This is a genomic window from Bartonella sp. CM31XJBT, assembly GCF_028618555.1.
Classification (GTDB): Bacteria; Pseudomonadota; Alphaproteobacteria; order Rhizobiales; family Rhizobiaceae; genus Bartonella.
The window spans coordinates 1-10,327 of record NZ_JAQITD010000034.1 but is presented as its reverse complement, the minus strand read 5'-3'; the positions used below and the strand labels follow the sequence as shown (position 1 = coordinate 10,327).

Annotated in this window: 15 protein-coding genes and 1 pseudogene; 14 read left to right on the top strand and 2 right to left on the bottom strand. The window is 38.6% G+C overall.

Features of this window, described 5'->3' with window-relative positions; genetic code table 11:
• The 11 genes from PVV63_RS09255 to PVV63_RS09205 all read left to right on the top strand — a co-directional run.
• On the top strand, positions 1 to 469 hold a 469-nt coding region (locus PVV63_RS09255), incomplete at its 5' end, for a crossover junction endodeoxyribonuclease RuvC (protein WP_273791608.1).
• Positions 459 to 809: a DUF1376 domain-containing protein gene (locus tag PVV63_RS09250; RefSeq protein ID WP_273791607.1), complete on the top strand. Its 351-nt coding sequence runs from the start codon at positions 459 to 461 to the stop codon at positions 807 to 809. The genes PVV63_RS09255 and PVV63_RS09250, both read left to right, overlap by 11 nt.
• A complete protein-coding gene (locus PVV63_RS09245) occupies positions 799 to 1,929 on the top strand; it encodes a hypothetical protein (protein ID WP_404977287.1) in 1,131 nt (376 codons plus the stop codon). The genes PVV63_RS09250 and PVV63_RS09245 overlap by 11 nt, the downstream gene beginning before the upstream one ends.
• A 273-nt stretch (positions 1,930 to 2,202) precedes the next feature.
• A complete protein-coding gene (locus tag PVV63_RS09240) occupies positions 2,203 to 2,532 on the top strand; it encodes a hypothetical protein (RefSeq protein WP_273791605.1) in 330 nt (109 codons plus the stop codon).
• Positions 2,519 to 2,977 (top strand): hypothetical protein, encoded by a 459-nt coding sequence (locus PVV63_RS09235; RefSeq protein WP_273791604.1) that lies wholly within the window; start codon positions 2,519 to 2,521, stop codon positions 2,975 to 2,977. Before PVV63_RS09240 ends, PVV63_RS09235 begins: the two co-directional genes overlap by 14 nt.
• A gap of 336 nt (positions 2,978 to 3,313) precedes the next feature.
• Complete coding sequence (locus PVV63_RS09230) at positions 3,314 to 3,820, top strand: hypothetical protein (RefSeq protein WP_120100860.1); 507 nt, start codon at positions 3,314 to 3,316, stop codon at positions 3,818 to 3,820.
• A gap of 84 nt (positions 3,821 to 3,904) precedes the next feature.
• Positions 3,905 to 4,606: a hypothetical protein gene (locus PVV63_RS09225; RefSeq protein WP_273791603.1), complete on the top strand. Its 702-nt coding sequence runs from the start codon at positions 3,905 to 3,907 to the stop codon at positions 4,604 to 4,606.
• A gap of 211 nt (positions 4,607 to 4,817) precedes the next feature.
• Positions 4,818 to 5,090: a toxin HicA gene (locus PVV63_RS09220; protein WP_273791602.1), complete on the top strand. Its 273-nt coding sequence runs from the start codon at positions 4,818 to 4,820 to the stop codon at positions 5,088 to 5,090.
• On the top strand, positions 5,080 to 5,397 hold the full coding sequence (locus PVV63_RS09215) for a type II toxin-antitoxin system HicB family antitoxin (RefSeq protein WP_006590330.1): 318 nt from the start codon (positions 5,080 to 5,082) through the stop codon (positions 5,395 to 5,397). Before PVV63_RS09220 ends, PVV63_RS09215 begins: the two co-directional genes overlap by 11 nt.
• A gap of 345 nt (positions 5,398 to 5,742) precedes the next feature.
• Positions 5,743 to 6,183 carry a single-stranded DNA-binding protein gene (gene ssb / locus PVV63_RS09210; RefSeq protein ID WP_273791601.1) on the top strand — a complete coding sequence of 147 codons (441 nt, stop codon included), beginning with the start codon at positions 5,743 to 5,745 and terminating at the stop codon, positions 6,181 to 6,183.
• 15 nt (positions 6,184 to 6,198) lie between these two features.
• Complete coding sequence (locus tag PVV63_RS09205) at positions 6,199 to 6,729, top strand: hypothetical protein (RefSeq protein WP_273791600.1); 531 nt, start codon at positions 6,199 to 6,201, stop codon at positions 6,727 to 6,729.
• Positions 6,730 to 6,738: 9 nt separating this feature from the next.
• Here PVV63_RS09205 and PVV63_RS09200 read toward each other — a convergent pair whose 3' ends face one another.
• Entirely contained in the window at positions 6,739 to 7,365 is a 627-nt protein-coding gene (locus tag PVV63_RS09200) for a hypothetical protein (RefSeq protein ID WP_273791599.1), read from the bottom strand.
• A 202-nt stretch (positions 7,366 to 7,567) separates the two neighbouring features.
• Here PVV63_RS09200 and PVV63_RS09195 point away from each other — a divergent pair, with 202 nt between their 5' ends.
• The 3 genes and pseudogenes from PVV63_RS09195 to PVV63_RS09185 all read left to right on the top strand — a co-directional run.
• Positions 7,568 to 7,900 (top strand): hypothetical protein, encoded by a 333-nt coding sequence (locus tag PVV63_RS09195; protein WP_273791598.1) that lies wholly within the window; start codon positions 7,568 to 7,570, stop codon positions 7,898 to 7,900.
• Positions 7,881 to 9,209 carry a PBSX family phage terminase large subunit gene (locus PVV63_RS09190; RefSeq protein ID WP_273791597.1) on the top strand — a complete coding sequence of 443 codons (1,329 nt, stop codon included), beginning with the start codon at positions 7,881 to 7,883 and terminating at the stop codon, positions 9,207 to 9,209. Before PVV63_RS09195 ends, PVV63_RS09190 begins: the two co-directional genes overlap by 20 nt.
• A pseudogene (locus tag PVV63_RS09185) lies at positions 9,194 to 9,953 on the top strand (portal protein); the annotation flags it as partial. The gene PVV63_RS09190 and the pseudogene PVV63_RS09185, both read left to right, overlap by 16 nt.
• Positions 9,954 to 10,110: 157 nt before the next feature.
• Here the strand turns inward: PVV63_RS09185 and PVV63_RS09180 are convergent.
• The coding region (locus tag PVV63_RS09180) for a helix-turn-helix domain-containing protein (protein WP_273791596.1) at positions 10,111 to 10,327 on the bottom strand (217 nt) is incomplete at its 5' end.

The window sequence follows — 10,327 nt, the reverse complement described above, 5'->3', positions numbered from 1 at the left end:
TAACACGATTCTTTGTTTTGATCTAGGTACCAAAACGGGGTGGGCGATACGTGGTGCAAGTGGTGACATGTTCAGTGGTACCGTGAATTTTCAATCGCGCCGTTTTGAAGGCGGTGGAATGCGTTACTTGCGCTTTAAGCAATGGCTATCAGAAATAAAGCAGACAGCAGGTCAAATTGACGTGGTGTATTTTGAAGAGGTGAGGCGTCATAAAGGTACAGATGCAGCGCATGTTTACGGTGGTTTGTTAGCAACGTTAACGGCGTGGTGTGAACAGCATCAGATACCGTATGAGGGGATACCAGTAAGTACGATTAAGAAAGCGACGACAGGCAAGGGGAATGCGTCGAAAGAAGAGATGATTAAGGCGGTGCGTGCAAAAGGGCACAATCCGAAAGATGATAACGAAGCAGATGCTTTAGCAATTTTATATTTAGTTAAAGAAAGGGAATTGGGGTATGTCCATTAAATTACCATGGACGAGGCTTTTTGCAGACAAATGGCTTCTTACTCTTGGTTGTTTGTCGCCGACCGAGAAATGTATCTATGTCATGTTGCGACTTCTAATGCTCCATACTGGTGAACCTATTTTAAAGGACTTAACGGTATTAGCTTTTTGGGTTGGTTATCCAGTAGAAGAGTTTGAAGCAGCTTTGAATTCCTTGATTGAAGGTGGATTCATCATACGTTTAGACAATGGTGGGTTGTGGAATTCAGAAGTTGAAAAAGAACTCAATAACGTCACTGAAGAGCTAGATAATTTCACTTGCAATAATAATAAAGAAAGGGAGGTGAAGTATGTCAACTAAGTTGCCATGGACGAGGCTTTTTGCAGACAAGTGGCTTCTTGATCTTGCTTGTTTACCCGCAATTGAAGGCAATGTTTATATGCGATTGCGATTGCAAATGTTGCGCACTAGAGAGCCTCTTGTAAATGATGCGCAAATATTATCTCATTTTACGTGTTGTTCAGTAAAAAGATTTCAGAAGGCATTAGATTACTTATTTAGATCTGGACACATTATTCTTTCAGAAGATGGTCATTTGTGGTGTTCAGATGTTGAAGAAGAATTAAAAAATTCAGACGAAACTTTAAATAAGTTTGCAGAAAGAGCAGCAAAAGCCGCCAATACTAGAAAACATAAAAACCACGAAGAATCTTCAAGAGAGCTTCAAGATTCTTTAAGAAGTCTTCAAGATTCTTCAAGATGTCTTGAAGATTCTTCAAGAGGGTACAATAACAATAACATTAACAATAACAAAAAAAATAAAAATATTATTTTATCAAAAAGAGAAATTGATTTTGAAAATTTAGAAACAAACGATTTTGTTGACGAGCCAATCGAGTGTGATGATGTTCAATCAGAACAAATCAAAACGATAGAAACCAAACAACCAATCATTCGCGAGCAAAATATCAATCTTTCAAACGAAGCTAACAACCGATGGCAAATTAACGAAGCGATGATTGCGAAATTGCCTTCACGAAAAGTTAAAAAGGTTGGAAAAAAACTTTCAGAAATCTTTGACACGATGATGCCTGCTTATTTTCCAGAGAAAGCAAACTTTTTTGAAGAAACTAAGAAAACAAGCGAAAAACAAGACGTTGAAAGAATACTAGAAGATTTCAAACCCGATTTTCAATACGCAACTGAACAAGGATTAACGCATGATGAAGCCTTATCAGAATTTGAAAAATTTGTACGCTTTTCAAAATCCAACCCATGTCGAAATGCAAATGAACGCGATTGGCAAAGCGCTTGGGATAATTGGATTACGCATCCAGAATATGGATTGGTAATTAAGAAACACAAAAAATTAGAAACGGAAAAACTATATGCAACCGCATGCTATAAATCATCATCAAACAATTTCGCAAATAAGCTTTCAGAAAGATTTAGCATACCCCCAACAGCGATCTACGCTTAAAGACACTTATGGATCAGAAATAGAGCTTTTTTCGGGAGCATCAGTCATGAAATCGTATTTAAAAGGATCCGAAAAAACAGCAAAGTAGTGAAATTTGCTGATGATTTTGAGAATAGAGATGCGTTTAAATTGACAGAAAGGCACCGTACAGATCGATTTAAAGATTTTGTGATAAAAACCACATTGAAATTAAAAACGCTTCTGTACGGTCCATTTTGAGGCAAATAAACCCATTGGTAAAGTTATGGATTTAGATAGGGGATATTAAACCAGATGTTTTTAAAAAAACGTAAACAGAAACGGCAAAAAAAGTGGGTTGCAACGGCGGTGGGGCATGCACCATGGGGATTAGGGGTAGCAGAACATTTTTATAACCTTTACGAATATGATGATGGCACAAGAGAATACGAAGAATTTGACGGTGGTCAGTATCATGAGATGCCTGAGAATGTTGATTACAGTACCAAGGCGCAAGTGAAAGCTTGGATATATGGGGGTGGTATTCCGAAAAGCGTTCTCAATTACGAACCTCTTATAGACGAGATCAATAAAGAGATCAAAAAATTATCGAAAACCGCAGGAAATAAATATGTTTACAGATAAGCAGCTAAGAGCCTTGTTTGGTATTATAATTTTTATATTTTTATGCTTTCTAGGAATTAAAAAAAATCCCTATTTTATCCAAGGTATTTTGATATTTGCATCTTTTGGTTTGATAATAATAACAAATATTTTTGTAATTTTATGCAATTCTCATATTCCTTTTGAGTTGCAGAACAATCCAAAATACAAACGTGGCAATACAACAGGTTGGAAGACATTAACACGTGATTTACAACAGTATTTGCACAGACTTTTAAAGCTAATAAGTTTAGCACTTGTCGTTTTAATTTTTCCAAATAGTTATACTGTATTTTGGTATTTAGATATCGTTATTTGGTACTTTTTTTTAGTTTATTCATTCTTTCTCATGTTGCATACACGCAGTTTAATAAACATGTCCATTTACGCACTACATTTTATACTAAAAACCAAAAGTAAAATTTAAAAGCACTTGGTATTCAATTAGGTAGGTATCAAAATGAAAAAAAGTGAAAAAAATAAAAAATACGTATTGACATTAAGGAAAGGTTCGTTTATTAAGGTTGGCAAGTGCTAAAAACACTTAATCGTAAGCGGTTAAACCACGTAAGGTTTTTCCCATCTTCAAAATACTGACTTTCTTTTATGCTATCATTGGCATATAACGATTTTGTCGGGTGTAGCTATACCATACAATACCCTTCGCGAGGGGAAAGTATAGCGGCGGACTTACGACCGTGTTTTTAGCGCCCGGCGCCCTTATGGGCTGTCAATTAAAAACCTAATTTCGTAAGGATTTATTATGCAGAATTCTGTCAAAAAATATCAACTCACCAATCAAACAATTCTTCGTGAGGGTAAAAAACTTTATCGCATTAAGGCGTTAAGAGATTTTGGTGATGTTAAAGCTGGTCAACTTGGTGGCTATATTGAATCTGAAGAAAATCTTTCCCATGATGGTAATTGCTGGGTTGGTGATCAGGCCATTGTTGTGAGCCCTGGTCGTGTTTACGAAAATGCGCAGGTTTATGGCAATGCAGGTGTTGGTGGTTTTGTATATGGTAATGCTCGCGTCTACGATTCAGCAAAGGTTTTTGCCAATGCCCATGTGTATGATAATGCCCATGTTTTCGATAGTGCAAAAATTGTAAGTAAAGTGCATGTTTATGAAAATGCCAATGCATGTGGCATGGCTATTGTTACTAAGAATATTTGTGGTGACACAATGAATAATGTTTATACAGAACGCCTTTCTCCTTATGGTGAAATTTGCTTTGTTATGTGTCGTCCTCATAGGAAAACAGCTTAAATAACGGCGCGGGCGCGGCGGGGGCGCCTCCTTATAACCATTTCATTTAAAAATTTGTTTGAATATTAGATTAGGGAGCTACCTATGACCACTAAAAATGTATCTAAAAAATATGAGCTTATAAATGAAAGTCACGTTAAAGGGATTACTTTATACCGCATTCGTGCTTTAAAAGACTTTGCTGATGTTAAAGCTGGTGATTTAGGCGGCTTTATTGAAAAGGAAGATAACCTTTCTCATGATGGCAATTGCTGGGTTTATGATAATGCTTGTGTTGTAAAATCTGGTCGTGTTTATGAAAATGCAAGGGTATATGGCAACGCTGTCATTGGTGGTTTTGTTTATGGCAATGCGCATGTATATGATAAAACCCGCGTGTATTTTGGAGCTCATGTTTATGATAATGCGCATCTTTCTGATAAGGTGTGGGTTTATCAATATGCAAGGGTTTATGGGAATGCAAAATTAACAGGAAGTGCACGCATTTATAGCAAGGCTGAGGTTTATGATCATGCTGTTGTAAGTAGCTCTTCAAAAATTTATGGCAAGGTTTATGGCAATGCTAGCGTGGGTGGGTATGTTAAGGTCTACGGTTCTGTTTATGGCAATGCTAAAGTGACTGGTTATCACACCATTAGAGGTTTGGTACATGGCAATGCAAGATTAAAAAGAAATGATTATTCATATGTTGAGCAAAACATTTACTATGTATATGGAATTCCTGAAGATTGTGAAATTTATGAAAACGATACCGTTGTAAAGATTGTTGAAAATAAAGCAGCGTAAATAAAATAACGGCGCGGGGGGCTGCTTTATAGCAAAAAAGCCGCGTCCTTTAAGACACGGCTTTCTTTTTTTGTTTAACGCAACAAAACTTTTTCTGATAGTTTTTCTTGTATACATAAAAGCCTCTATTCAATAGATTTAAAATGATTAACTAGGAAGGTTTAAAATGATTAACTGGGAAGGTTTATAAAATGATTGACTAGGATTAATAGTGATACTATTATTGGTTATGAACAATAAAGTTGAAAAAATAATCAGCTTGATGCAAGCATCACCAAGGAACATTAAGTTTTCAGATTTGTTGGCTGTGTGTGTACATTTTTTTGGAGAACCACGGAACAGTGGTACGAGTCACTTTGTGTTTAAAACCCCGTGGCTTGGTGACCCGCGTGTGAATATTCAAAAAGATTCTGGCAATAAGGCAAAAGCCTACCAAGTCAAACAAGTATTGCAAGCGATAGAAAGGATAAAACATGAACAGTAATCATTATACATATCGTGTTTTGTGGTCGCAAGAAGATCAGGAATATGTCGGATTGTGTGCAGAATTCCCATCCCTTTCATGGTTAGCATCTCAAGCAGAGAAGGCTTTAAAAGGCATTATGGATCTTGTTTCAGAAGTTGTTGAGGACATGCAACATAACGGAGAAGAAGTTCCTGTGCCTTTGTCGCATGGTAAATATAGTGGTAAGTTTCAATTAAGAATCCCACCAGAACTCCATAGAAAACTTGCAATACAAGCTGCCGAAAATGGTGTAAGCTTGAATAGATACATTTCTTCTAAGCTTTGAAAAGTCTATACGACCAGAAGATACCCTCCGCCCCTTATTTATGTTGCTTAGAATTTACATAAAAAAAGCCGCGTCCTTTAAGACACGGCTTTTATTATCAAAACAGCTAGCGATCCAAATAAACGATTAAAATAACCAATCGAAATATAAAAGAACATCTCTTTATTGCACAAAACGTATCAAAATGCAAGCTGTTAAGTAAAATAAAAATGGGATTCATACTGTAGATTCAGTGTGTTATGATAAATTCTGTTTGTAAAAATACACCATAATGTGTTATACTACCATCAGTTGTGAGTTATGTTTTGTTCTAAGTACTATTTTCCATTAAAGGACAGAAAGCAAATGCTTAATAAAGTGATGTTAATTGGTCATTTAGGTGCCAATCCAGAAAGCAAAACAATGTCATCTGGCATCGAGGTGGTCAATTTTCGAATGGCAACGTCTGAGAGCTATACAGACAAGGCAACCAATAAGAAAGTAGACAAAACCGAATGGCATTCCATTGTGGTGTTTAATCCACATCTTGCAAAAATAGCTCTCCAGTATCTGAATAAGGGCAGCAAAGTTTATATCGAGGGGCGACTACAAACCCGTAAATGGCAAGATAAAAACGGTGTTGATCGCTATGTAACAGAAGTCATATTGCCTCAGTACAAAGGCGAGTTAAAGCTTTTAGATGGCAAAAATGATGATAATCAAGATCAGTCATCTGCTTATGACAGAAGCATTTACAGACCTCTTGATACGCCCCATACCGTTATGAATGACAGTGTTCCTTTTTAAATAAAAGGCGGTGTTATGAAAAAAAATAAAAAAAGGGGACGCCCTAAAATAGCAGGGCAGGTAAGAGAACCAAACGGACGTATATCACGTGCAAAAGCACCGCGTGAAGCCGTTGATAAATTGGCAATAGAAATGCGTGCAAAGCGCTTCGGTTTAACGCTACAGGAGGCAAAAAATCCACTTTCTGGGTCTTATATAGGGCGGCTTTGTTTACAAGGCGTGCTTACACAAGAGCAATATGACGCCGCGCAACAGTATTTACAGATAAGGAATAATTACCTTTGCGCAAAAGGCTTGCCTAATGCAATTTATGACGAAATGCCATCATCATCTGATGATAAGGCAAGAGATAAATGGGTAGAATTTGCAACAGAGCAGTTTATAAACACGCAAGAGGCACTAAAAGAAGCCCAATGCCTCTATAGACAATATAACCTTTATGCAGCGCTACAGTGCCTCGTTATAGAAGATCAAATGCTACCACACCTTGTGAATTCATTACGTGTTGCTCTTAACGTGCTTCAGAAACATTTTGATCGTAAATGACAAGCTCTATTACGGTTGCATTATATAGTATATCCTTCGTAAGTTTCCGCAATGTTCACTGAGTTCCTTTAACCATTTATGATCATTTGTTTTCACGTGAGATACTATGTTATCTACTTGTTCTTTTCTGAAATCGTAACGCTTATCTATAGCCGTCATAAATTTTTTTGCATAATAAATCATTGGATCCTCGTTATCATTGACCACGTCGTATGCCCACATAAAATCTCTTTCACTCCAATCATATTCATCGCGTAAACGCTTTATTACATTGGGTAGATCCATTTGCGACATCTCCTTATTATAATCACCCCGCAATAAACTCATAAGGGATGCACAACCAACAACTGATATGTGACGATACAATATATCTTCCTTGTTAAAAAATGAATATTCTCCGCCATTTCTGAGTGAAAGTTCTTCTGCTTTGCGTACCTTTTCAGAATGCATAGAGCCAATATATGATTCACTTACGTATTTATTGTAAAGTTGATTATACTTCTCTATAGTATCTACACTTGTAAACATACGCGTCAATTTGTCTATAAATCCAAATGACGCTGATGCAGGTAGCGCTGATATAGAAAAGAAAGCTATAAATGTTATGATGCGTGTTATGGATAATGATTTCATCATTTTGAACCCTTAATTATTCATAAGTGCTGTTTAACTGATTCCTTTTGAAATTATCAATATGTGTTATTTTAGTGTTGACAAAGTGTAGCAAATCGTATTTAATGACAGCACTGTACTTGGTCGTATTGTATCTAAACGAGGGACAGTGCAGTTTGGAATCCCCGCAAATGCGGGGTTTTTTATTATCTGGAGGGCGTATTTTATGACATCAGAAAATACACAGCAGGCTCCACAACCCATTAAAAAGCGTATACCCCCAAAGGCAGGTCAAGGGCGTGTCAAAGGCGTTCCGAATAAGATGACGCGCATTTTAAAAGAAGCAGTGGTTAAGGCTGCTGAGAATGCTGGGAATAAAATTGGCAAGGATGGTTTGATTTCTTATTTGGAAAAACAGGCTATGGAATGCCCCGCTGCTTATTTAGCGTTGCTTGGTAAGGTGTTGCCTTTACAGGTAACAGGTGAAGATGGGGGAGCCATTAAGGTGATAACGCGTGTAGAAATCGCGCCTTTGGTCAATGACAACACGACAGATTAGTATTGTTCCAAAGCTTATACCGATTTTTACAGATAAGGCTTTGGTGCGTGCTGCTTGGGGTGGACGAGGGTCTGGAAAGACAAGATCATTTGCCTTGATGGCTGCTTTAAAAGGCTATCAATTTGGTATGCAAGGGATATCGGGCACTATACTTTGTGCACGTCAGTTTCAGAATTCTTTGGCAGAAAGTTCATTGGAGGAGATTAAACGCGTCATTGAAGCGCACGACTTTTTAAAGGACTATTACAAGGTTGGGGAGTCGTCGATTAAGTCGATAGATGGTCGTATAGCCTTTCAGTTTTCTGGTCTTGACCGCAATATAGCCAGTATCAAGTCTATGGGGCGGATTTTGCTTTGTTGGGTTGATGAGGCAGAGCCCGTTACAGAGACGGCTTGGCAGACGCTTATACCGACTTTGCGTGAAGAAGGAAAAGATTGGAATGCAGAATTATGGGTGACATGGAACCCGTTGCGAGAGAATGCCCCCGTTGAGAAGCGGTTTCGCTTTTCAGACAATGAGGCAATCAAACGTGTTGAGATCAACTGGTCAGACAACCCGAAGTTTCCCAAGATCTTGAATGAAGCGCGGCTTGATGATCTGAGAAACCGTCCAGAGACCTATAAGCATATCTGGGAAGGGGCTTATCTTACAGCGGTTCAAGGCGCTTATTATCAAAAGGAAATGTTGGCAGCCGAGCAAGAGGGGCGGATAGGGCGCGTTGCTCGTGATCCTTTAATGCAGATACGTGCCTTTTGGGATATTGGGGGCACGGGCGCCAAGGCAGATGCCACAGCGATATGGATAGCGCAATTTGTTGGTAGAGAGATCAGAGTGCTTGATTATTACGAAGCACAGGGACAACCGTTGTCAGAGCATATCGGTTGGTTGCGTCAAAATGGTTATGAGAAGGCATTGATGGTTCTCCCCCATGATGGGGCAACCAGAGACCGTGTGCACAATGTGAGTTTTGAGAGCGCTCTTAAACAGGCAGGCTTTCAAACAAAAGTTATCCCTAATCAGGGAGCAGGAGCTGTTAAGATACGTATAGAAACAGTCCGCCGTGTTTTGCCTTCTGTTTGGTTTAATGAAAAGACGACGGTAGCAGGACGTAAGGCACTGAACTGGTATCACGAGAAATGGGATGAGAAGCGCAATATTGGCTTGGGAGCAGAGCACGATTGGTCCAGTCATGGGGCAGATGCCTTTGGACTGATGTGTATTTCATACAAACCACCAAAAGAAATACAAAAGCGACCAGCTTATAGCGGCAGAACGGAATATGAGAGTACCTCATGGATGGCAGAATGATGTATGATGAAGAGCATTTAGATAAAGAAAGTAACGCATCAGATTTGTCGACAGAAGGCTTATTTCGCAAGCTTGTGAGCTGGTACAAAGAAGATGTGGAGCATGTGAATAAATGGCGTGAACATGCGCGGGAGGATTTTGGTTTTTACAATGGTGATCAATGGAATGAAGAAGATTTATCGGCGTTAAAAAAGCAACGCCGCCCCGTTATGACCTTTAATCGTATTGCCCCATTGGTCAATGCCGTTGTGGGGTCAGAGCGTAATAACAAGCGCGAAGTGCAGTTTATTCCCCGTCAAGTAGGGAAGGCATTGCCTAGTGAATTGCTTACCGGTGCGGCAGAATGGTTTCGGGACATGGCGCATGCAGAATACGCTGATAGTGATGCTTTCCAAGATGCGGTTATCTGCGGCATGGGGTGGACTGATACACGGCTTGATTATGAGAACAGCCTCGATGGTGAACCGGTAATTACGCGTTTAGACCCGTTAAAGATGGTTTGGGATAGTGCAGCGGTGCAACCGAATTTAACCGATGCGCAACGTTTGTGGTATGTAGACCGCAAGCCGTTAGAAGTAGCTAAGCAGATGTTTCCCAAATCTCATTGGACAGAGCTGAGTGCAGATTGGGCAAGGGATGGTAGCTCTCATGAAGGTGTTCACCATAATGATCTTGATTATTACAGTGATGAAGGGAGCATTGATGTTGAAAACGGTCGTCGGATGGTTACACTTGTTGAAGGACATTATAAACAAAAATACAATAAAGTCAATAGTTTGTTTGTAATTATTTTATATGAATCCACTCAAGAATCCACACTTTTATACGTGATTCATTTGACCATTTTTTATAAACAATTGCCATGTATGAATAGACCATAAAAAGCTAATCATAAAGAAGTTTAAGAAGAAAAAACAACTTCAAAATGTCCTTCAAGTGTTTTAACTTCTTTCGGATTAACAATAATCTTTATATCGTTTCCCAATTTTGCCAAACACTCAAGCATTTTCATTTCACTAATTCCTCGAAATTCTCCACTTAAGAGTTTAGACAGTTTTGGTTGAGTCATTTTCAAAAGTTGACTAGCCTGTTTTTGTGTTAAGTTCTTTTCTTTCAGA

What these genes read in the sequence shown, in the direction of transcription:
- PVV63_RS09250 (WP_273791607.1), top strand. Translation starts at nt 459, where the DNA reads ATGTCCATTAAATTACCATGGACGAGGCTTTTTGCAGACAAATGGCTT.
- PVV63_RS09245 (WP_404977287.1), top strand. Translation starts at nt 799, where the DNA reads ATGTCAACTAAGTTGCCATGGACGAGGCTTTTTGCAGACAAGTGGCTT.
- PVV63_RS09240 (WP_273791605.1), top strand. Translation starts at nt 2,203, where the DNA reads ATGTTTTTAAAAAAACGTAAACAGAAACGGCAAAAAAAGTGGGTTGCA.
- PVV63_RS09235 (WP_273791604.1), top strand. Translation starts at nt 2,519, where the DNA reads ATGTTTACAGATAAGCAGCTAAGAGCCTTGTTTGGTATTATAATTTTT.
- PVV63_RS09230 (WP_120100860.1), top strand. Translation starts at nt 3,314, where the DNA reads ATGCAGAATTCTGTCAAAAAATATCAACTCACCAATCAAACAATTCTT.
- PVV63_RS09225 (WP_273791603.1), top strand. Translation starts at nt 3,905, where the DNA reads ATGACCACTAAAAATGTATCTAAAAAATATGAGCTTATAAATGAAAGT.
- PVV63_RS09215 (WP_006590330.1), top strand. Translation starts at nt 5,080, where the DNA reads ATGAACAGTAATCATTATACATATCGTGTTTTGTGGTCGCAAGAAGAT.
- ssb (WP_273791601.1), top strand. Translation starts at nt 5,743, where the DNA reads ATGCTTAATAAAGTGATGTTAATTGGTCATTTAGGTGCCAATCCAGAA.
- PVV63_RS09205 (WP_273791600.1), top strand. Translation starts at nt 6,199, where the DNA reads ATGAAAAAAAATAAAAAAAGGGGACGCCCTAAAATAGCAGGGCAGGTA.
- PVV63_RS09200 (WP_273791599.1), bottom strand. Translation starts at nt 7,365, where the DNA reads ATGATGAAATCATTATCCATAACACGCATCATAACATTTATAGCTTTC.
- PVV63_RS09195 (WP_273791598.1), top strand. Translation starts at nt 7,568, where the DNA reads ATGACATCAGAAAATACACAGCAGGCTCCACAACCCATTAAAAAGCGT.
- PVV63_RS09190 (WP_273791597.1), top strand. Translation starts at nt 7,881, where the DNA reads ATGACAACACGACAGATTAGTATTGTTCCAAAGCTTATACCGATTTTT.